Here is a 24,712-nt window from a genome sequence, read left to right on the forward strand (position 1 = left end):
CCCGCCGCCATGAACGCAGCCATGTCCTCGGTCAAACCCGGATCACCGAACCGCCCACCACGCGGCCCAGCTGAGGTTTGCCGAATGTCCGGACTGTCGGACACGGCTTCGTACGCGGGCGCCGCGTTCAGCCCCATCCGCTCGATGGAACGCCGCACCATGCCGCTGGCGATGGCGTTCACCAACGCCACGTGATCGAGCCTGTCTGCCCGGGCGAAGTGGGCCAGCTCCGGCACCTGCTCGAGCAACGACAGCACCTGCTCGGAGCCGTCGTAGGCGTGTGCCACGAGCTGCTCCAGAGCTTCCACAGCGCCCGCGTTCTGGAACAGCTCCCGAACCGAGAAATGCACGCCGACCCACACCGAGCGCGCCTCGCCGAGTGCCTCGGCCGACGGCGCGACACCCGCAAGCCCCAGGTCAGCGAGCACATCGCTGAGCGACGCCGGATTCCACCGCCATCGCGGCGCTCCACCGTCCGAAGCGACCGTCGCACCCGACGGCGAACGACGGTGCCGCGGTCCGCGAGCCGCCTCCGGCGACAGGAGGTTCACCTCGGTGCCGGGAGCCTCTACGGCACCGCCCACGGGAAGCGGTTCCTCGGTCCCGTAGCGCACGTGACCCTCGTCGTTCACCACGAACAGGTAGTAGTCGTGCGACTCGTCAGCGGTGTCGAAGCCCCATACGTGGTCCCTGCTCCGACGCACCAGCCTCGCGGTGTTGTCGGTGGCGTCGTACAGCGCGCCGTAGACGTCGAGCCCACGGGTGTCACGCAGAATCCCCTCGATCGCCCGAAGCCGCGGGATCCACGTGAGGGCACCAACCGTCACGTTGCTGCGCGGGTCGCCGGAACGTCCGCGGAGCCTCATCAGCACGACCTCGCCTGAGCTGTCGGCGGTATGACGCAGGACGTCGCCGGGGACGAAGAGCCGCCCGTCCGGCGGCTCCCGGTGTGAACTCGCACGGGACGACGTACGGCTCAGCGACAGCCGACTCAGCAGGTGGTCCACACGCGAACCCGCCGAGGACGGCGGCGATGCCGGCCGAGCCGCAGGCTGTTCCGCCGCCGACGGACCGGCCTCCGAGATCACGATGTTCGGGAAGGCATCGGTCGACGAGCTCGACTCGTCGGCGTCCGCCGTCGGGTGCTCGCTGCCGAAGTAGATTCGGCCGTCGCCGTTCACCAGGAACGCGTGGTACTCGTGGGTCGGGTCCAGCACTCTCAGCGGGTGGCCTTGGCCGTCACCCGGCGCGAAGACCATCACCCCGGTGCCCCGGCGATACACGAAAACCGAAGACCCGTCGGTGCTGTCGTGGAGAATGCCGTTGACGTGTTCCGTCGGTGCACCGTTGACCAGCGTCTCGACGTCGTGCAACCCGGTGGTCTGCCACAGCTCCCCCACCTGCAGGTCGGGGTGGTTCGCGGCGGTGACGTCGCGCAAGCGCTCGAGCACCCACTGGCCGTCCGCCGACTCCGCCAGCACGGTGCCGGGAAGCCGGACCGGCACTCGCTCGCGCACCTCCGCTTCCGGCGATTGCGCTCCCGTCGATCGCGATGTCACCGGCTCCGACGGCCCGGCCTCGACGACGGACTCGCCGCGACGCAGCCGGTTGAACCGCTGTCCCATGCGGCGCCAGCGGTTCGGCGCCCCTTCGCCCTCGTTGCGATGGCGCGAGAAGTGACCGGCGAGACGCCGGAACAGATTCTCACCGGGGGCACCACCACGCAGCCGCATCCTCGGTTGCGGTCTCGGGGTCGTCGCGATCCAGGCGTCAAGGAGGGATCGCACCGTGGCTACGGCCTGTTGCACGGCTTCCGGCAGCACTTCGGGGTTCGTCGCCGGCGGGACGCCGTCCGGCCACGACATCCGCGCCGCGTCGGCCACCAGCCGAAGTCCCGGCACCAGGAAACCCTCACCGGCCATCTGACGCAGCAGCCTGGTGAACGACTCGTCCGCGAACTCCAGCCTGCCGACGTAGCTTCGCAGGTCCTGCATGGCGCGCACCGCTGTGCCCAGCGCCCGCAGCCGGGCCTCGGAGGGCAGTTGTGCCAAGCGGCTCTCGGCCTCCGCCACCTGCTGATGGAACTGCTGCAGTTGCGACCGGAAGTCGTTCGGCACAGGGCTCAGCGCTTCGTCGCCGGCGCGCGTGACGATCAGGTCGCCGACGAGCATGCGTACGACGTCCGGCACGAACGCGGTGATGTCGTCGGTCGTCCTCGGCGGGAGCATGTGCTGCACCAGTTCGTCTCCGAACCAGGCATGCAGCGCGATCTTGCGCACCGCCTCCGGGACACCGGCCCGCTCGAACTCTTGCGCGATGCCGGCAGGCATCTCGATGCCCGCGTAGGTCTCGCGCGCGAGCTCGTTGATCGTCGCAACGACGTCAGGATCCGCGTCCTGCAACCGGCCGGCGTCGTCGACCAGCAGCGCCGCGACCTGGTCGACCACCGAGGCGTCCCACACCAACCGCTCGTCCGGACCCAGCTCTCTGGTCTCCACCTGCTCGGCGGTCTCGGCCACCGGGGCCGGGGTCGTGCCCGCTTGCTGCGCAACGCTCCGGGTCGCGTCCCCGACCGGGTCGATGGTTGTGCTCTCCTGCACGACGATCGGCGAACCGTCCACGCGGATCAGCACCGCTTCGACGCGGTCGAGCGTGAACAGGCCTCGCACGGTTGGTGCGGGCGCCTCGAAGTGCGGGGGTCCGCCATTTCTCATCAACCATGCGGCGTACGGCTCGGCGCCGACCGGGTAGATGATCGCGAAGCCGGTGTAGACCACGTCCGGGCCGTCCATGAGCCGCAAGCCGAGCTCGTTGAAGCCCATCTCGCCGTGGAACACCTGCGGTGGCGCTTGCGCGAGGAACTGCTCGGTGTTCGCGCCCAGGAACTCGACGTTGGTCTCCAGGACTCGGTCGAAGCCCGCGATGCCGCGGTACCGCGTGAGCAGGTTCGACAGCGCATCGGTCGGCCCGGGCTCGGTGCTCGCCTGCCCGGCGGGCGGTGTCTCCTGCGCCTGCTGCTCGATGCCCCGCTCCGTTTGCTGCGAGTGCTGGTCGCCCACCGGCTCATGCACCTGCTGCTCGACCGGCGCCGTTGCCTGGGCCTGTGCTTGCTCGGCCGCCGTCGCCTCCGGTGCCGGCAATCCACCGTCGACGGGCGCCGCTTGTTCGGTCGCCGCAGGCGGCGCGGGCGGATCCATGACGACGTCGTGCGCCACCCTCGCTCCATCGGCGCCGAGCACGAAACCGTGGAACCGACCAGGGCCCTGGAAACCTCTGGGTTGCCGGTCGTTGTCGATCCGGTCGGGCGTGATCGTCCAGGCGCCCGACTCGTTGGGGTTGTTGCCCAGCCTGACGACCGTGACAGCGACGAACGGAACGGCGCTGGCCTGCAGGTTGCGCAAGCGCTGCCACACTTCCCGCGCGTTACCGCTGAACTCGTCCAAGGTCGTGGTGAGTACGGTCGGCGGCCAGCCGTTGGCGTTCTCGATCGCTCGCAGAGCGCGAATGGCATCCCGTCCGTTCGGCGCCTGCTCCAGCAGGTCACGCAGTTCGACCGGGCGGGTCGGCGCGACCGGCAGATCGACGCGGTCGTCCTCGGAATCGTCGATCCGTGATCCTTGCGAGTCTTCGGGTCCGAGAACCGCCGCCCGATCGATCGGCCGACTGTTCTGCCGCAGCACGAAGGCGTAGAACTTGCCGTTGCCGATGAAGCCACTGGGCATCGGGTCGTTCGGCCCGATGGTCCATGCGTTGCCGACCGTCCGCGCGTCGAGGTCCAGTCGTACGAGCGTGACCGCGATGACCGGACTGCTTTCTGCGGTCTTCAGCCTGTCCAGGGCATGCCACGCCTCGTACGGGTCGTCCGCGAGGTGGCGCGCCACGGGCCGCTGTTGAGTACGAACACCCAGGCTCTGCGCGGTCGGCAGGTGACGACTCTGCAGATCCAGCAGAGCGTTGACGGCCGCGGCACCCGTCGCGTTGTAGCTGTGGATACGGCTCAGCGGGATCCTGTCGATCGCGGTGTACCGGGGCAAGGTCGGTACGCGCACCGGGTTCCAATAGCTGCTGGTGTCGCGCACCATCGGCGCGTCGCCGGACCCGTACAGGACCTGGCCCGTGCGGCTCACCGCGAACATCACCATGCGATTCGGGTCGCCGAAGTTCACACGGTCGACGGGGATCATGTCGTGGGTGAAGCGTTGGACGGCCAGCACCTGCCCGTAGTCCCGCCGGACGATCCAGGCCCGGGGTTGGCCGTTGACGTAGCCGCCGACAAGTGCCTCGACGTGGTCGAACGGCACGCTCAGCAGGAAGTCGACCACGGCTGTGGGGCCCGCCACCCGCCGCGCGGTCCGGACCCAGACCGGGCCACGCCAGTTCTGCGAGATCCAGTTACGGTCGGGTTCCGCCAGGTCTTCGATGAACTCGGTCATGGCGACTTCGTCCACGACCGAGCTCTGGGGACCGGGTGGCGGAACCGCAGCAGGCGCCGTGGGCGGCACGACACGACCGGCGACGCCCGGGGCCGGCGGCTGGTTGACGTGCGCTGCCGACGGCAACCCCGGCATCCGACTCGGCGGCTGGACCGTCGGCTGAGCCGCCAACGGGCCCTGCATCTGGACCGAAGCCGGACCCCACGACTGACCCTGCGCTGCAGCGGGCGCGTGGCCGGTCGGCACCGCAGGCTGCGCGGCGGGCGCGGGCTGGGCCACGTCGGTCTGCCCGAGCAGCGGATGGCCGTCCAGGGTCACCGCCCACAGAGACGTCGATTCCGGGGCCCCGACGAAGATCGACGGGTCCGCCAGCTCTCCCCTGGGGCCGATCTCGTCGTAAACGGTGATGGAACCGTTGACATCGGCGTACAGGAACACCGCGTGCTCGCCGTCCGGCCAGGTGCCACGCAAGATGCCGACCGCAGGCCGACCACCGGCGCTGCGGAGGATCTCGTAGACATCCGGTTTGCCCCACACCGAGAGGAAGGTCCGCGGCCAGACGACGAGCTGGTTCGGGCCCATCGCCAGGTGAACGTTCTGCAGGGCCTGGCTGCCGCCGCGGATCGTGGCCAGCGGGCCGGCGGCGATCTCCGTCCGCTGCGGCACCACCGGCACGTCGACCGGGCCCGCCTGCGCGGTGAGCACGGGTTGCTCCGGCACCTGCGACGAGGACGCCTCGGCGTTGCGGCGTCCGAACCCACGGAACAGGCGACGCAGACGGCCGCCGCCGGGCGCCCCACCCCGCAACGGCAGCCTGATCCCACCCTGTGCCGGGTGCATGCCGTTGTTCGCCGCCCAGGCCCGCACCAGTGCGTCCACCTGCTGCACGACGTCGGCGACCGGGGCAGGCAGTGCGTCCGGGTGCCCCAGCCACTCCGCGCCACCCTGGCGTGTCTGGAACAAGGTCGCGGCGACCAGCTCGAGGCCGGGCTTGATGATCTCGTCCATCGCCCAGGTCCGGCGAGCCTCGGTCCGTCCGGGCGACATGACGTCCTCGACCTGTTGCACGAACGACCGCTGGTAGAGCAACGCTTCCCGGGCCATGTCCCGCGCCCACGCGCTTTGGCCGGGCCGTGCCACGACGTCCAGTGCGCTGGTGGCGACCTCCGCCCGCTTCTTCAAGAACGCCACGTGGGCGGTGAGGCTGCTGCGTAGCTTCACCACGTCGGTCTCCGGCGCGGTGACCTCGGTGAGCCCATGCTGCCTGGCCCAGTCCTTGGCCAGCTGGTGGTATTCGCGCGCCTTGTCGGCGACGTTCTCCGGCACCACGGTCGGGTCGGTCTGCGGCTGGGCCAACGCCATGCGGGCCTCGTTCCGCAGCACCTGCAGGGCGGGGATCAGCAGGTCGCTGATCGCGGTGCCCCGGTCCGCGGTGGCGCTCTCCGGCTGCCCCACCGGTGCCAGCAACTGGATGAACTCGTGCGTCGGCCGCAGCGCCTCCGTCGCGATCCGGAGGACATGCCGGCGCTGCTCTTCGCCCAGCGTCGACAGCTCCTCGGCGGCCGTCTGTGCGTCGTTCTTCAGTTGCGCCACCCGCGCGGAGACATCCGGCGCAGGCGTCGAGGTCTCCGGTGGCAATTGCGCGACGGCGGTCGTCTCGACCCCGCCCGCGTCCACGCTCCGGTCACCGCGGGTGGTCGCGGCCTGCTGCCTCAGCAACTGGATGGCCGCCACCGCGAATTTGCGGGCCGACGCCCTACCCATCTCACCCCAGGTGCCACCCCTGAACAGGGTGTGGAACATCCCGTCCCGAACCCACCGGTACGCGACGGTGGTCACCAGGTCGTCGAGATTTCCGAGGGAACGGGTGTCGCCGCCGAGCAGGTCGTTCACCATCCGCCAGGCAGCGCTGAGGGCCTCCGCAGGGATGCGATGCCGGTTGGCCATCGCCATGCCGATGTGTTGGAACAGACCCGGCTGGAGGTCTTCCGGCCTACTCGCGACATGCTCGAGCCTGTCTTCGAAATATGCGCGGTCTCGCTCGCGCATGTGGTTGAACCAGTCCTCGAGGTGGAACCTCTGGGTGACCGTCAGCTGCTCGTACAGCGCGTCGAAACGCTCTCGGGCGGCCGGCCGCAGCCCGTCGTACCAGGCCCGGAATCGCTGACGTTCCTGGAGTTGGGCTTCCCAGAACGGAGCGGCGGCGACGTTGGCGACCATGTCACGATCGGCCTCTTCGAACGTCATGAACAGCTCGGCGGGCAGCCACGGCGGCGCAACCACGGCGTCCGTGGTGACGCGAACTCGCGTCTCGCCGGGCCGGAGGCCGGCGTCCGGCCAGCCGAGGTGTGGTTTGGTCTGCAGATCGGCGTCGGTGTAACCGTCCGGAACGCCGATCGCGGTCAACCACTCCCGCGGGGTCAGGAACTCCGTCGACGGGTCCACTGCCGGTGTCCCGTCCTCCTTCACCAGATACCGCGGCATGAAGTCGACCACCACGTCGAACGCCGGCCCACCGTCGTCCGGGGTCACGTTGACCACCGTGGCGATGTGGTATCCGATCGTGAACGTCGCCGGGTGGCCCCGACGTCCACCGAAAGCGAACTCGGATCGGCCGCGCAGGCCGTCGCGCGAGACGAAGATCTTCCGCGGTTCGACGCCGAGCGTCCGCAGCCGGTGCGCGACGATGTGGGCGCGGAGCCAGCAGTAGTTCTCGACGAACCGCCACGGGAGGTCGAACACCCTGCCGTCGGCGAGCCTGATCTTCGTCCGCTCGAGGGTCGGCAGGATCTGGCGGAACTCGGACAGCGGGATGCTCTGCCGCAGGACCGGCTCCGGCGCGCTGGTGGCAAGGCGGTCGCGGCGCTGTTCCGCGGCGCGCGCGGCGGCATCCTGCTCGGTGACCTCGGTCGTGTCGGGCTGCGTCGCCACAGCTTGCTCGGACCGATCACCGGTCTGTCCGCCACGCTCGTGCCCGACGGTGACGTCGGCGTTGTCGAACGCCGGCGAGTCCCCGTCCCGCCCCGTCGCTCGGGCCGAGTCGGCCCCGGAGTCCACGGGTGAGGGTGCCGTCGTGTCCTCGACTGTGACCGTCCCCGGCCCGGTCGTGTTCGCGGCGGGAGCCGAATCCACCAGCGACACCGGCGAATCACCGACAACCGACGTCGCAGGCGCAGTTGTGTCCCCCACGGGCGCGGTCGTCGACAACCCGGGAACCTCGGTCGCCGGCGTCGTCATCGCGGCCGTCTCGCTCGCGGTCTCGGCACCCGGGCCGGCGAAGTGCCGCCTGATCACCCACGCCGGGTTCAGCTTGCCGACCACCTTGCCGAGGTCCTCGACGTAACGCTGGACGTCCTGCGGGCGGGAACCGTTGGCGATGGCCTCGGCGGCGAGCAGTGTGACGTCGTCGTTCGCGGCGCTCGGCGCGAGCACCTCGTTCACCACCTGCACCGCCTGGTTCTGCACCACCGGACTGAACGTCTCGCCGCGGAGCGAGTCGGCCTTCGCGGTGATGTCCTGGCGGCTCTGGAAGATCTGCGGCTCCGCCTGACGCGCGGTCGGACCTGGTGGCGGTGTCGTCACCCGCTGCGTCGTCGACAGCGACGGCTGCACATCCTGGCTTGCGGCGTTGAGGTCGACCACCACGTCGATGGCCTTGGCGGTGACGTCCGCGACGCGCCGTCCGCTGTCGATGGCCTGCTTGATGGCGGTGAACACGGCGTCGTAGCTGCCGTCGGAGGCAAGCTTGTTCGGCCTGCTCACCCAGTCCAGGATGTCGCGCGCTGTCTGTGCGCTCGGGTCACCCGGGTCCGTGGGCGGCCGGGTGTCCGAGGTCTCGGCAAGCATGTCGGAGACCGTGCTGTCGGCCGGGGAAACGGACGTGGTTGCGCGCGGCAGGTCGAGCGCGGCACGAATCTCGTCGGCTTTGAGTCCGGCATTCGCCCAACCCTCCGCGACGTCTGCGCCACGCGCGACGAGCTCGAGGGCCACGATGTCGCGCACATCGTCGAAGATCCCCGCAGGAAGGCTCTTCGCCCGGTCCGATTCGACGTCGATCGTGCCGCGGACGATCGCGTCGGCGCGGTCGACGAGCGCGGCGCGGTCGGCCTCCCCGACAGGACCCCGCGGGAACATCTTGTCCAGCAGGGCGCGCGCGTCGAACGCCGTCCCCGTGATCTGGTCGGCCGCCTGCGAGATCCGGTCGGCAGCCGCAAGCGCGTCGCGGATGCTCGCCTCGTCGAACGTCACGCCGTCGTGGAACGAGTAGGTCACCGGGCGCACCGCGGCCGGAAGCTTCTTGATGAAGTCGACGACCTGCTGCTGGGTCACTCCCGGCCCCACGTGCAGGTTGCGGCCACGGGTGACGTCGTTCTGGCTCAGCGACGGTGGAGTCGGCACGGCGTCGCCGTCGCGGTGCAGCACCGCACCACCGGGCGCGCTCTGCACCACGACGCCTGCGGGCGGCGTGACCTTGTCCTCGGCCCACACCCGCCCCAGATCGAGCAGCCCTCTGCGCAGCGCGAAGTCCCGGTCGGCGAAGATCATCACGTCCTGGAACGAGTCGATCTGCGCCGTCGACCTACGGTCGTTCACCGGCACGGAGACCGTCCGGTTCCGGCCCGTGGACGTCGGCGGAATCGACTCCGACGAGTCGGTCGACGACCGCAGCAGCCTGCGCACCCCGTTGCTCACCGCGGTGGCGACCCGGTTCGACATCGACGTCTCGAACTCGACGAAGAACGACGCGTCGATGACGAACGCGTAGAACGGGCCCGGGTACTTGTTGCTCTCGACGTTGATGTCGCGGCCCCACCACGCGTCGACCTGATCGTCGAACGCGTTCGAGGCGATCAGCACCGGCATCGCGCGGGCCGTGCCCTGCTCGTCACCATCGACGGCGTGCGTGCCCGCACCTTCCCCGGAGGCGACCGCGCCGATGCCCTTGGTCGTCGAGTCGGTCTTGCCGACCAGGTCGGACATCTTGGCCAGCTTCAGCAGCTCGATGCCCGCCGGGAGCTTCTTCACGAACGTGGCTCCGTCGAAGTTCGGCTTCGCGGTCAGCCTGATCGACATCCGCTTGTTACCGAAGAAGCCCCGCTTGACCAGCACGTTCGTGCTGCGGTAGTTCTCCGTGCTGAACATCGTGTGCGACCCGCCGTAGATCGCGGTGTCGGACGTCAGCGCGTACAGCACATGCCAGGCCGGGCTGCCCGGCTTGGTGTAGTCGGAGATCTGGTTGCGCGCCCACTCGAGCTGCTCGAGCGTGACCTCACCCGGTGCCAGTGGCCGCGCGCCCATCTGGGCCATCACGACCTTGCGGATGATGTCCATGAGCATGCTGCCCTCGGCGTGGATGTGCACGCCTTCCCGCGGGTCGAGCTGCTGGCCGGAGATGTCCGGCTTCTCCTTGTGGATCGTCACCACCGGCGCCCGCTCCGGCTGTTGCAGCGGCGGCACCAGGCTCTCCCGCGGCGCCGTGAGGGTGACCCTGCCGAGCACGGTGGCCACGCTCGCCCTCGGCGGTTCCTTGCGCGGCTTGTTCGGGCGCCGCTCCGCCGGGTCGGTGTCCGGGGTGGTCGCCGAGTCGGTCTCGGCACCGGTCGCCGCGTCGGTCTCGACACCGGTCACCGAGTCGGTCTCCGCCCCGGTCGCCGAATCGGTCTCGATCCCGGTCTCCGAACTGCTGTCAGCACCGCGGGCCGGGGTGGTGTCCGTACCACTGGCCGGTGTGGTCTCGGAGCCGGCCGCCGGCGGCCTTGGTGTGAACATCAAGTCGGTACTGGTCGTCGATGCCGTCTCGGCGTCGGTGCTCGGTGCAGGCCTCGCCGGGGCCGGCGGCGCCTTCCGCAGCACGCCCACCTCGTGCCTCGGCGTGGTCGCCTGCGGCGCCAGGTGCCGCTCGCTCCCGCCGAGCGCCGAACGCACCACACCAGGCGTCTCGTGCAGCTCGACCGCGATCCGGTACCGCACGTTCACGTCGACCGCGCCGGCGTGACCGTGCCGCAGCTGCGAGGTCAGCTTCAGCCCGATGCTGCCCGGCTTGATCCTGAGCCGCTTCCTCGACTTGTTCACCGACGGGCCGCCGTGCAGGGTGCCGTCGCTGGACCGGCCGGGCTCGGTCGACTCGTTGAGCGCACCGTCCCCGCCACTGGCCTTCGACGCCCCGAACTCCGGCAGGAAGCTCAACCACCCGTTCCGCGCCCTGGTGATCGTGCGCAGGATCGTCGCGTACCGGATGTTCAGCACGCTGTCCGGGCCGAGCACCTTCTTGTCGGTCGCGTCCGGTGCGACGTGGTCGGATCGCTCCGCGACGATCCGCAGCACCACGGAGCGGCCCTTCTTGGTGTTCGGGTCGGCGATGGTGTACATGTCGCCGTCTTCCAGGCTTCGCGCGGCGAGCGCGTCGCGCAGCCCGACGTAGCCGTACGGCGTGGCCAGGGCGATCCGGGCACGCTCCAGGACCTTCTGCTTGAACTCGCCGTCCACGTGCAGGTCGTCGAGGGCCCGACCCAGGTCGGACAGCGGCTCCTGGCCGTCGATCTTGTGCAGCTCGGAGTAGAGCACCGTGGAGCCGTTGTGCGCGACGTACCCGCCCTCGGGCGGCAGCAGCGTCTGCACCACCGCGGCGTTCGGCTTCGGCTTCGGCATCGCCGCCTGCAATTCCGGCGGGATTTCCATCCCGTTGCGGATCAGCAGGTCGTAGGCGTGCTCGGCGGGCATCTCGAGCACGGCCGCGTTCGGCGCGTGCACGATGGCGGGCGAGGTACGCATCGCCTTGTTCCACACCCAGTTGGCCACCCGCAGCGACGTCCGGTACGTCGACACGCGGTCGGCGACCATGTAGACCATCGGCGCGCCACGCTGGTTGACCTGCTTCTCACCGGGGCCGATGTCCTCGATCAGACCCTTCTCCGACTCGACGCCGAAGCCCAGCGCCGACTTGATCCGCGCCGCCCAGTCGGAGACGCGGTTCGGGATGAGCGAGCCGAGGAAGCGGAACGCCACACCCGTGGTCGCGGTCTCGGTGTTGCTGCCCAGCCGCTGGCCGCTTGCGTTGCGCTGCGAGTTGCCGTCCTCGTTGATGCCGACGAAACGCAGGTTGTAGAACTCGTGCTGCTGCGACAGCTTGACCAGCAGCCGGGACCACGTGCCGCCGACACCCACTTGGGGCAGCGGCTCGAACTGCTCGTTGAGCCCACGGCCCGCACCCCACCGGGCGGCCGCCTGGCTGCCGAGACCGTGAACCAACCGGTTCACCGCTCCCGGCCGCATGAACGACGGCAGTTCCACCCGGTACGTGGTGGGGATCCCGTCCCGCACCTCGGTGATGTGCTCGACCCCTGGCGACGACCACGCGCGCGTCAACCACGGCGGTTTGTGGCTCGGCGCACCGGGCCGGCCGTTCGGCAGCGGTGTGACGCTGCGCGCGGCGGACAGCTTGATGGCCTTGTAGTCGGCCTCGGTCATCACCGCGTCGTGGACCGCCGCGTAGTCGGTGATCGTCTTCGGGTCGAGCTTGGTGAACTGCGACGTGTCCGGCGCCGTGCCGTAGAACACCCCTTCGCGCATCGGGCTCGGCGGCAGCTTCCTGCTGCCCCACGTGGTGACCTTCGCCCTCGGAACGGTCAGCAGCACCGCCTTCTTGACGCGGCCCTTCGACAGACCGTGGGTCTCGCTCAGCACCATCGGCCGGCGCTTGCGCAGTTTGCGCGGGCGCCTCGGTGCCGTTTCGGTCGGCGACTCGGTCGCGGAATCGATCGTCGAGGTAGTCGTCGAATCGATCGTCGAGGTGGCCGTCGAGTCGGTCGGCGTGCCGTCGACGGGCGCGGTGGTCGGGCCGCCAGCATCCTCCGGCACGCCCGGGAAGCCGGCGTCCGCCCAGGACCGGATGATGTTCGTCGCCTGCTGGACGACGTCGCGCACGTCCTGCGTCAGCCCGTCCGGACCGGCTTCCTCGGAGCGGGATCTGCTGAACGCGTCCGCGACCAGGGACTCCGCGGGCCGCACCAGGTTCGTCCGCGCCCAGTCCCGCCGCGCGTCGGCCACCGAACCGTCCGGCCCGACCACCATGTCCAGCACGGCCCGGACGTCTTCGGTGGCCGTGACCGCCCGATTGACCAGCCACTCCCCCGAGGCCGGGTCCAGCCTGCCCAAGCGGTTCTCGGCGTCGCGCGCCTGCTGCTGGAACCGCTCCATCTCGGCGACGGTGGCGACCCGGTCGGTGGTCGTGCTGTCGGTGTCCGATGTGGTCGTCGCGGTCGTCTCCGGGCCGGTGAACCCGTTCTCCGCCGCCCAGGACCGCACCGCGTCTTCCACCCGCCGCAGCGCACTGTCGACGCTTTCCGAGACCCGACCGTCCGCGGGGTTCGCCTCGGCCATGGCGACCACCAGCTGCCCCGGCCGCAGCACGTCGTCGAACGCCCACTCGCGGCGGGCCTGCTTCTGCTCCGCGGTGCCCTGGCCGATCAGCTGTTCCATCAGCGTCCGGGTGCGCGCCATCCGCTGCGCGGCCGACTCCAGCAGCGACACCTGCCGGTTCGGGTGCAGCTCGGTGAGCTGCCGCCCCGCGACGACCGCGTCCTCCTGCAGGGAGAGCACAGCCGACGGCAGCACCGGAACCGGGTCGTGGTCGGTGGTCAGCGCCTTCTGGATCTCGGCGTCCGAGGGCGCCGCCAGGCGGTTGTCCACCTTCGAGCCCAGCTGGGTCCCGCCGAGGAAGATCCGCTGCCACCGGTTCGGCGCGATCGAGGACGTGTGGATCGCGGTGACGTCGATGTCCACCTCGACGTCGACCATGTCGGCCTTCCACGCGACCCGGCCGTCCTTGCGCGCCGCGCCGTGCTTGCCGATCGCGGAGAAGTCGACGTTGATCTCGCCGCCGATGGTCGGTGCGTTCCTGGACGTGGTGCCGCTCGGGTTCTTCAATCGCCGGAAGACGATGCCGGCGCCGACCTTGAGCTTCCGGGTCACGGCGTTGTACGCGCGGAGGTACATGATGCCCTTGTCCTCGTCGCGCGACTTCTGCTGACCCGACTCCCGGTAGGACGTCGGCGGCAAGGTCCGGATCTTGACCCGGACGGTGTGGTCGCGGGTGTGCCTGCCGTGCCCCTCGGTCCAGTCGACCGTGAAGCCCCAGCCCCGCGACGCGTTGAGGTAGGCCCACTTCGCCAGCCCCGGGGTCGCCAGTGCCCTGCGCACCGCCTCCTTGCCCTGCGGGCTCAGCCCTTTGGCGGCGATCTTGATGATCTGTTCCTTGCCCGGGATGTCGACGACCTCGTCGCCCGCCCCGTTCGGGTAGGAGAACGCTCGTTCGGACTCCGGGATGTCCAGCTTGAATTCCTGGTGGAACTTCTCCGGCAGCGGCCAGCCGAGCCGCCGGGCGATGTGCACCGGGACGGTCACCAGGTGCGAGTCGTTGTGCGATCCGCCGCGCTCCACCCGGTAGACCTGGGTGGACGAGATCGCCGTGCGGTTCTGCTCGACGTCGATGATCGTGTAGAAGCCGTCGTTGGACGAGCCGTAGGAGACCTCGGCGTGCGCGCCGCCGAGCAGCGCGATGTTCAGCGACTTCCACACCTTGCCGAAGTACACGCCGCCGCCGATGGTGGCGTCGCTGCCCTCGGCCTCGGTCACCGCGTTGCTCTGCTTGACCTTCGTCCGCAGCTCCTCCGACGTCCCGCCGACGTAGGACACCGTCGCGGACTCGGCGAGCTCGCTGGGGAACCGCAGGCCGTGATCGGCCATCGTCTCCAGCATCTGCGGGGTGATCCGGACCTTCGGGCGGGAGGACTCCGGCATGTCCGGCACGGTCGCCGGTGACGTGGTGCCCGTCTCGGCGGATTCCGGTGTGCTCGGCAGCGTGCCCTTCCCGGGGGTGATGTCCGCGATCCGCAGGCCCACGTCGACCACCGCGTACTCCGGGCTGCGGGACGGGTCGTCGACACGCCGCACCGACACCACCGCGGTCGTGGCGATCGCCTTGCGGTCGCCGGTGGCGACCTCGCGGGTGTCCGTCGACAGCGTCTCCAGTTTGAGCAGCTTCTTCAGGGTGCCGCCGACGAACACCAGCGGGCGGGTCACCATCCCGGCGACGTCGACGCTGGTCATCGGCTCGAACAGGGTCAGCGGCACCCGCGCTTCCAGCTTGCTGAGCGCGGTCTCCACCGACAACGGTCCCTGCTCGCCACGGCCGGTGTCGTTGAGCGCGCCGCGCCGCCGATACTTCAACGGCGTCAGCCACGACGGCCGGTTCGCCGGGCCGGTCGGTCGGTGCAGCTCCTCGAACGTCAGCTGGAACGTGGCAGGTCCGTCGGGGGTCTGGAACGTGACCGGCCGACCGTTGAACACCTCGGCGAGCTGGTAGTCCTCCATGTTGCGGAACTGCGCCTCGATGTCCGCACGGTTCGCGCCGGTGCTCGACGCGACGTTGCTCGCCATGCTCGTGATGGCGTCCAGCAACATGTCGAAGTTGGCCAGGCTCTCCAGGTTGACCAGCGCACCGGAGGGCAGGCTGGACAGCGCGATGAGGCCGGCTTCGTCGGCCGCCCGCTTGGCGGCCTTCGCGGCCGCGGCCTTGTGCTTGCCGAGGTCGTCGAATGCCGTCTTCACGGCATCGCGGTGCGCCTTGGTGTCGTTCAGCGCGTCACGCGCGGCGGCGACGTCGCGGGTTACCTTCTCGACGTTGGTTCCGAGGTCCGTACGAAGGCCGGCGAGGCCGTCGTTGCGCCCGTGCAGCGGCTCGATCACGCGCGGGTGGAGCGTCGGCTCGGTGCTGGTGACCTCGTCGGACAACGCCTCGATGCGGGCGCCGAGCTCCTCGTCGGCCCGCTGTTGCGCCAGCGCGTCCTCCAGCTGACGGCGCATGTCCGCGAGCTCCCGGCCCGCCTCGGCGGCGTCACGACCGTGCGCGCCGATCACCGCCGCGTCCGAGATCTCCTGCTGGAGCGTGCTGATCCGATCCTGCAGTTCCTGCCGCTGGTCCGGCGTCAGACGCAGCTGCTGCGCGTGCCGGAGTTCGTTCCGCGAGTCGACGAACCGGCGCACCGACGGCTCGCCGTCGCGCAGCGCCTGCTCGGCCGCGGACAGCTGGATTCGCATCTGCGCGGCCGCGATGACCTGGGCCTCGTGGGTGGTGGCCGCGTCGTCCGCGAGCGCCTTGGCTCGAGCGGCGCTGCGCCGTGCCTGCTCGTAGGCGTTCTGCGCGGCGGTCAGCGCGGCCTCCGCAGGCGCGATGCGCTCCCTGGCCTGGCTGTGCGCGACGCGCATCAGGCCCTTGCTGATGTTGGTGGCGTGCACGTCCTCGGTGGCGATCTGCACGAGGTGTTCGGCACGCTTGATCTGCGCCTCGATCTCGGCCCGCTGACGCGTCACGTCGCTGGTCTCGACCGTCGGGCCCGACGTGGTCCCGGAGACCTCCCGCGCGGCGGAGTCCGTGCCGGTGGCGCTCTTCTTCCGTCCTCCCCACCACGTGCGCTTGCCGCTCGACTCGGTGGTGTCGGTCGAGGCCATCGACTCGTAACCCGAGTCGCCGGTGGGACGGGACGCCAGGATCGGCTGCGGGCCGGGGTCGACGACGACGGTCTTCTTGCGGCCCCACCAGGTGCGCTTGGTCTCCGTCCTGGGTGACGTGTCGGTGGGGTAACCCCAGTCGGCCCTGCGCGCCGGCAGCACGACTGGCTGCTCCGGCGAGGACGGCGCTGTTGTGCTCGTCGTAGCCGGCGCGGGCGCCTCACCGTGTTCGGCGAGGAACTGGCGCAGCCGCTCGCGTGCCTGGTGCAGCAGCTCCTGCGCCTCGGCCCGCCGCGCCTTGGCGCGCTCCCATGCGGTGGTGGCAGCGATTACGCCACCTTCCGCCGCATCGAGCGACGCCTTGGTGTCCCGCAGCGCCCGCTCCGCGGCGGTGACGTCCTTCTTCGCCCGGGCCAGTTCCACCGCGGCTTCGTTCGCGGCCTGCTTGGCCTCCCGCGCGGCGGTCTCGGTGGCGGCGACCTGCTTGTCGATCGAGGCCTCGGGGGTCAGGTTGCTCGCCTCGGCGATCTCCTTGGCCACGGTCACCAGTGACGTACCCGGACCGCGCCGGGCAGCCTGTGCCTCGACGACCGACGCGATGTCCTCCGGGTCGAACCGCAGCAGGCCCATCTTGCGCTGGTCGAACACGGATCCGACGACCTCGAGCGCGAACTCGTGCAGGACCGGGTCGACGGCCGGAACGTCGGTGGCGCCGGAGGTCAGCTGGGCGATGTCCGCCTGCAGCCCGGACAACTTCGGCACCGAGATCTCCGGCCGTGCCCCCGACCCCGGCAGGTCCTCGGCGAACCGGGACCCCGGATCGGCGGTCTGCAGGATCTTCTTCTGCGCGGCCAGTTCCGGTCGCAGCCACCGAGCGAGGTTCGTCGCGACGACCTCGGGCGACAGCTCGTCGTTGCTCCGGGTCACCACGTCGTCGACCGCGGAGACGAACCGCAGCGGGTCGACCAGGCCGGTGAGCTTCGAGTCTTGGAAGACATTCACTGCGGTGTTGAGCACACGGCGTGGGGCGGCCACGTCCCGACCGCGCAGGCTGGCCAGCCCGAACCGCTCGGCGCTCCAGCGGGCCGCACCTCGAACCTTGCCGACGAAGTCCGCGACCTCGACCGTGGTGACCCGGCCGTTGCTCTCCGACGTCATGCGCTCCACGACGCGGACGGTGTCCTCGAACGTCGATCCCCGGTGCTCCATCAGCCCGGCATCGATCCATTCGCCGACGATCACCTCCGTCGACTCCGGCACGGCGGCGACCGGCGGTGCGGCGTCGAGGTAGCGCTGCCACTTCGCGTCGGTCAGGTGCTCGATACCGAGCTCGACCGCCATGTTCCCGACGACGGTGTCGAAGCTGACCTCCGCCGTGCCGGTGTCGTCCGCGACGGTCTGCTCGACGGCGATCAGGGCGGCCTCGGCCACGGAGTTGAAGTCGAAACCGAGCCGCTTCGCCTCGAACTTGCTGACCTTTTGGCCTGCCGCGTGTTCCATCTCCCGCGGCAGCTGTTCGACCGCGGGCTGGTTCTGGCGGATCTCGTCCAGCTTGCCGCGGGTCCACGACTCGGTGCCCAGCGCCCGGGCCACGTAGGTGCTGATGGCTCCGGCCGAGATCCCTGGCCCGCCCTTGCGCACGATGCTCTCGACCACGCGCTTCATGTCGTCGACGGTCAAGCCGTGCTCGGCCAGCCGCGTCGGGCTGTGGTTGGCGGTCACGGCGTCGGAGACCGATTGCGACACATCCGCCTGCGGCGGAGCGTTGTCCACAATCCTGCGGACCGAGTCGGTCGTGATCGGGCCGGTGCCCAGCTCGGCGGCCAGCGCCGCGGAGATCTCGTCCGCCGTGGGCCGGCCGCCGGAAGCCCGCAGCAGATGTTCGACCACGCGCATCAGGTCGTGGCGGGAGTGGCCGGTCAGCGGGGTGGTCAGCCCGCCGTGGTCCCGGAGCACCGCGTCGGCGACCTCACTCCGCACCTGCACCAACGGCGGCGCGACCTGCAGCAGGTCGTCGATCTTGGCCGGGGTGAACCGGGAGACCCCGAGCACCTCGGCGACGGTGTTCGCGATCTCGTCGAGCGTCAGCGAGCCGTCGCCCCGCTCGGCGTCGAAGAGCACGAGGTCGTCGACGATCCTGGCCATCACGGTCGAGTCGTACCGGTGGACCCGCAGGCTCAGCGCGCTGGTCGCCTTGGTCACCGCGGCCACGGCCGACGCCAGGTCCTCGTCCGACACCTTGCCGACATCCGGTCCGGTGATGATCTCGGCCATGTCGTCGTAGGCCTGCTGCGACCAGTTGATGTCCAGTGCGTCGCCGAGCGTCGTCGCGTAGTTCTCCGCCGCGGTCTGCTTGTCCTGCGGCGTCCCAGGGGTTTCGTGCAGCTGCAGTGCGATGGCGTCGCGGATCTTGACGAACGCGTTGTCGAGGTCCAGATCGTGATGCACGGCGAGCGGGTTGAACCGGCGGACGGCGATCGCGTGTGCCTGTTTGCGCAGCTGCGCGACGGTGTCCGGGGCCGACCGCGCGAGCTGGTTGAACGTCTGCTCCGCGACGGTGGCGTCGAGCTTGAGCCGCGTCTCGGTGTAGCCGTCCGCCCGGGTGTCGAGGTCGTGCGCGATCTCGACGGCCTGGCGGGTGGCCGCCACGAAGTCCAGCGTGCCGTTGGGCCGCACCAAGGACTCGGCGACGATCCGGCGCACCGACCTGCCCAGGTCGGTGTCGGCGGCCAGCGGACCGGTGAGCTGGTCGGCCGCGTTCGTCGCGCCGACGACCAGTTCGACGGCCTCGGTGACCGCGCTACCGCCACGGCCGTTCAACGGCGGCAGCTCGGCGGCACGTTCGGTCAGGTTGGCCGGGGTGTTGATGCGGCGCACGTGGGACTCGCGACCCAGCTGCCGCTGCAATTCGAGCGCGCGCTGCTCGGCGGCCGTCTTGAACTGCTGATGCCGCACCGCCGCGACGATGTCGACCAGCTTCTCGCGCTGAGTGGCGGTCAGCTCCGGGAACGACAGCGTGTTCAGCAGCTCCCGCGACTTCGTCCGCTCCCGCTGCGCGGCTGCCTGGTCGATGTCGTTGTCGAGGTAGGAGGTGGCTTCGGCGTGTTCGGCGTCGAGGTTCAGCGCCCGCCATGCCTGGTCGACGTCGATGGTCGCCGGCCGGCTCGTCACCCCGTCGTCCGTGTCCCGAGGCGCCGTGGTGGTCTCCACCTCCGGCGCAACCGTGTCCGTCCCAGTCGTCGCTTCGAACCTGACGGGCTCCTTGCCCTTGGCTTTGCCCGACGACTCGGCGGGGTCGCTGTCGGCGGAAGATTCGGTGGCCGACCGCCACAGCGCGGGCAGGTACGAGGGGAAATGACGCAGCGGCCCGCGCGACAGCAAAGCCGTGCGGTGGCGCCGCTCGATCTCCTCGGCCTGGCGTTGCTGTTCCGCTGCCGCGTCCGCGCGCCGCTGGTTCACCGCCGGGTCGGACGACTCGCCGTTGCCAGTGTCCTCGGGCCCGGTGGCGGGCGCACCACCGCGCAGCCCGACCCGCACGGCCAGGTTGTCGAACTCGTCGCGCAACCGCGTCGACGTCAACACCGCCCGGTGCTGCACCGACTCCGGAACCCGCGTGGCGTCCTGCGGCATCTCGGCGTCGATGTGCATCTGCCAGGCCAGCACCGTTTGGATCTGGTCCAGCAGGGTGTCGTGCGCGATCTGTTCCGCGGACAGCTCATCCGGGTCCTGGTTGAGCCGGAACGGGATGTCGTGTCGGGTGTTGCGCATGATCTGCGCCGCCTGCTGCATCAACACGACGTAGCGGCTCTGCATCGGCTGCCGCAGCCCAGGTGCTCCCGGCGCCACTCGCATCCGGTCCATGCCGATGACCGCTTCGGCGACCCACGACTCGAACGAGGACCGCGGCCCGACGAACTCGACGCTGGGCGGGGAGTTCAGGTGCAGGATCTCGGCGACCGCGGTGGCCACGTTGTGCATGCCCTGCTGGTTGTCCGGCCCGACGATCGCCTTCTGCACCAGCAGGAACTCCGCCACCACGTGCAACGTCGCGTCGTCGATCCGCCGAGGCGCTCGGTGCCGCAGCTGCTCGAACACCGCACCGACCTGCTGGTCGACCGCTGCCCTGGCGCCCGGGGGCAGCGACGGCAGGATCACGTCCTGCAGCGTGAAGCTCACGTCCTCGGCGAAGGTCGCCCACGCCTCGCTCTGCCACGAGTCGGCGAACAGCTGCACCTGCTGCCAGGCGAGCGGGTCGATACCGCGCACCCGTTGCTCGGCATGCTGCAGGGCAGCCTGCTCCAGCCGCACCCGAGCGCGGGCGGACTCGACCGCTCGCCGCAGCCTGGCCAGCTGCTGCTGAACCTGACTCGGCGCGTCACCGTTACGTTCGTTGGCCTGCTCCACGAACGCGAGGTTCGACTCGGCCTCACGCAGCGCGTTCTCGGCGGACTCGTGACGCCCACGCACGACCAACAGATCGACCAAAGCCGTCCGCCACCAGTTCGAGACCCACGGACGCACGGTGTCGACACGCGACAAGCCGCCTGGGTTGTTGTGGGGCACGGGCCTGAGCGCCGGCGGCGCGGCGGCACGCGGAGCGGCAGCGCGCGGCGGCATCGGCGTCGGCCTCGGCCCGTTCGTGGTCGGCGCGTAGCCGTTGCGGTTCCATCCAGGTGCATGGCCATTGCCGTTCCGCCCCGGCGCGTACCCGTTGCCGTTCCACCCCGGCGCGTAGCCATTGCCGTTCCACCCCGGCCCGGCCTGGGGTCGGAACTGGGTCTGCCCAGCAGCCAGGCGCTGGTTGAGGACGATCTGCGGTGGCGCCTGCGTGGTCGCCGAGGTGCCACGCGGCGTCACCGGGGCAGGCACCGGTGGCAAGTGGCGCAACGGCGGCGTACGCAGCCACTCGACGGCCCGCTGGAACGAGTTGGTCGCCCGTGACGGCGCAGGCCGGCTGCCTCCGGACGCCGAGTTGTCGAGCTCGACGCGCAGCCGATCGGACAGCTGCGTGACCTGCTGAACGGCGGCGGGCGGGACGGTGGTTGCGTTCGACGGTGTCGCCAGGTGCAGCTGCCACGCCAGCGTCACGCGGATGCTGTCCACGAGCGTCTCGTGCTGCATGTCGGCGGCGCTGGCCGGATCGCCATCGGTGTGCGGCGGAACGTCGTGGCCGGTCGCGCGCATGATCTGGTCGGCCTGGTCCATCAGCATGACGAACCGACGCTGCTCGGGCATCATCTGCTGCGGAGACGACGGCACCGGCCCCGACCCCCGCAGCTGGCCCATGCCGATGACCGAATCGACCACGCGGTGGTCGAACGACGGGTTCTGCGGCGGCCGGATCACCGTCGCCGGGTCGAGGTTCAGGCCGAGCGCACGGACCGCCGCTGACGCAACGTGCGCCAAGCTCTGCGCGTTGTCGGCGCCCAGTCGCATCTTCTGCAAGACCAGGAACTTCGCCGCCACGTCGAACCGCGCCTGTGGCTGGTCGGGCCGGGCAGCCGCGGCCAGCGTCCGGCGAATGTCGCGCACCTGCTGCTGTATTGCCCGCCGCGACCGAGGGGGCAGCGAAGGCAACAGCGTGTCGCGGAACATCGTGTTGACGTTCTGCGCGAACCGGCGCCAGGCGAACGGGTTGTGGCCGCTGGAGGCCTCGATGAACCGCGAAACCTCGCCCCACGCCGCCGGGTCCGCCCGATACACCTGGAATTCGGCCCGCTGCACGGCAACGCGGGTGTCGGACAGCGCCGACCGTGCCGCCGCCAGTTCGTCGTTGATAGCGCGGAGCCCCGAGAAGCTGCGCAAGCCGGGCGACGTGTGTGCCCGCTGCTGCGCGGCTCTGAGCTGCCATCTGGCCTGGTCCACCCGCGCCTGCGCGAAATTGAGCCACGCTCGCCACGCCCACAGGGCCTCCGTGGATGTACGCCACTGCGGTGTCACGCGCAACGTGTTGGGCACCGGGCCTGGACCACGGGTGCCGTACGGACCGGTGGGCCCGGTCTGCCTGGCCGGCCCGTTGTCCCACCAGGTGGGCCCGCCCGGTCTGGTGGGTCCGGCGGGACCGTACGGGGGCCCGCCCACGGGCACCGGCCGCCGCACAGCGGGCGGTTGCTGGTGGCTGAACGCGGGCGGCGCGACCTGCGGCTGCACCACGTCGGCGATCGCGGAAGCCTCGTCGCGCACCCGCTGCGGGTCGACCCGGCCAGGTCCTGACCTGCGGACCACGTCGACCGTCGCGGCCGCCAGCACGACGTTGCGCACCCGCTGGCTGTTCGGACGATCGCTGTTCAGCTCCAGTGCGGCGTATTTCGCGATCGTGTCCGCCACTTGCGGGGTGACGCCGCGGCGCAGCAGCGCGTTCTCGATGGTGAGCGACCGCTGCGTGAAGCCCTGGGTTTCCACCGGCGCGTTCGACAACACCACCGAGTTCCACTGCCGGTCCACGTTCTGGGTGAACCGCTGCAGCCCGGCAGGATCCAGGCCGGGGACCAGGCTCCATGCCTCCGGGTCGGCCTGGCGGGCGGCCTGCTCGGCCCGCTGCAGCGCCGCCGTCGACTCCGTCACCTGCACCCGCAGGTTGTCCACCTGCGAACTCAGGCGGGCGTGCTCCGCGGCCTGCTCGCTGTTCGGCGGGAACTGCTTGCCGTAGTGGTCCTCGAACGACTGCAGCTGAACCTCGGCGACCGAGAGCTGCTCGTGGAGGTTGGCCAGCTGCTCGCGGGCCACCACTCCGTCCGCGACCGCGTCCCGGAACCGCGTGCCCGGCTGATTCGACTGGCCGTTCGTGCCCTGGCCGTTCGTGCCCTGGCCGTTCGCACCTTGGCCATTGGTTCCTTGGCCGTTCTGCTGGCCGTAGGCGTACTCCGCGCCGTTGCTCGGCGGCACGAACTCCGGCTGGGGCTGTCCGGGCGGGACGTGCCCGTTGGTGCCCTGACCGTTCGTGGTCTGGCCGGTCTGGCCGTGACCGTCCGGTGCCTGGCCGTTGGCGCCCTGACCATTGGTCGCCACGTCCGGCGACTGGAACTCCGGCCGCGGCTGACCCGGCGGCACCTGACCACTCGTGCCCTGACCATTGGTCGCCACGTCCGGCGACTGGAACTCCGGCCGCGGCTGACCCGGCGGCACCTGACCACTCGAGTCCTGACCATTCGCGCCCTGGCCATTGGGGCCCTGACCATTGGTGCCCTGGCCGTTCGTCGCCACATCGGGCGACTGGAACTCCGGCTGTGGCTGACCAACCGGGGTCCGGCCGTTGCTGCTCTGGTCGGTCTGCCCCGGGCCCCCGGAACCCTGTTCGCCGTACCCGAACTGCGGCGGCCCCACGTCGGGCCGGGTCTGCCCGACGTTGTCCCCGGCGTTGCTGCGCAAGTCGATGAGGTCGCTGCCCCAGTCGTCGAAGTCGGAGACATCGCTGACGGTGAACCGCTCGTCCGACTCGCTGACGTCGCTGACCCCGTCGTCCCGGCTGTCCCCGCTGACCTCGTTGTTCGTGGTGGCGGCGGTGTTGTCGCCACGCGTGCCGCCCGCGGTGATCTCGAGGGTGTCGCGGCCACCACCGGGGAGGTTGTTGACGAACGGGCGGTCGAAGATGCTGGCGTCGTCACTGCCGGCATCGCTGTCGGTGTCGACGTCGGCGTAAAAGTCGTCCGCGCTGTAGTTGCTCTCGGTGTCCGAGCCGCCGACGGTGTCGTCGTCGAAGTCGCCGATGTCGTTGTTGTACTTGTTGGCCTCGGCCATCGTCTGCTCGTAGACGCGGTCGGCGATCTCGTTCAACGTGTTCGCGACGTCGTTCTGGATCTGCTTCCCGCTGTCGACGAAGTCACTGAGCTTGTGACCGATCAGTTCCATCACGCCGGAGAACATCCCGGCGGTGAACGCGTACGGGTTGAGCTTGATCTCGCCCTCGGTTATGCCGGTGTAGGCACCCTCGGTGCCCATTTCGTGGCCACCCGACGTCGGCAGGACGTTGATCTTGGAGACCCAGTTCCGCAGCGTCGCGGTCTGCGCCTGGTTCAGCCCGAACTTCATGGCCGTCTTGATGATCATCGACTCGACGAGCTTGGCCAGGCCCGCGACGAACGGCATCAGCGCCACACCGGTCAACCCGATGTAGACGGCCTGCAGCATGTATTCCTTGTTGAACTTGCCCTGAATCAACTGGGCCAGGCCCTCGACGAGGACCTGCATGCCGACGCCGACGATGAGCGAATTGAGCACCATGCCGACGATGAAGCCGATCTTGGTCTGCAGGAAGGCTCGGATCGCGGCAGCACGCGCACCGAACAGCAGCATCGACACCCCGCCGGTGGGGGACGACATCGCGTACGCGAGAACCATCTCCACCAGCAGGGCGGGCAACTGGAGAACGGTGACGAGCTTGAGGTGTTCGCCCTCGTAGCCGATCTGGTCGAGGTTCTTCGCGAGCTCCCGCATGAATTCGGAGGCCTGCAGGAGGTATTGGTCGCGGGTCAGCGGCGCCAGGATCGCGTACAGCGCCATGACGGTCTCGCCGTCCATGTCCATGACGAGGTTCGCCAGGAACTGGCGTAGCCGCGGATCCAACGTCTCGACCGCGGTGGACGACGTGAGGAAGTCGATCGCCAGCGCCCGCGCCTTGGCCTCGTCGAGGTCGTACGGGAACTCTTCACCGGTCAGGATCCGGAAGAGCCACGCGACGCCCTCGGGAACTGTCCAACTCATGCGGCACCCATCCACAGACGACCGGCACGAGGCGCGATCTCCGCGAGGCGGCTCCTTCCGTCGTACCCAGC

The 24,712-nt window shown here is 70.1% G+C and carries 1 protein-coding gene; it reads right to left on the reverse strand.

Annotated features, from left to right (window positions below):
• A partial coding sequence (locus YWM_RS22715) for a protein-glutamine glutaminase family protein (RefSeq protein WP_043660247.1) occupies positions 1 to 24,641 on the reverse strand: 24,641 nt, incomplete at its 3' end.
• Between the last annotated feature and the right edge of the window lie 71 nt (positions 24,642 to 24,712).

This window comes from Thermocrispum municipale DSM 44069 (assembly GCF_000427825.1).
Lineage (GTDB): Bacteria > Actinomycetota > Actinomycetes > Mycobacteriales > Pseudonocardiaceae > Thermocrispum > Thermocrispum municipale.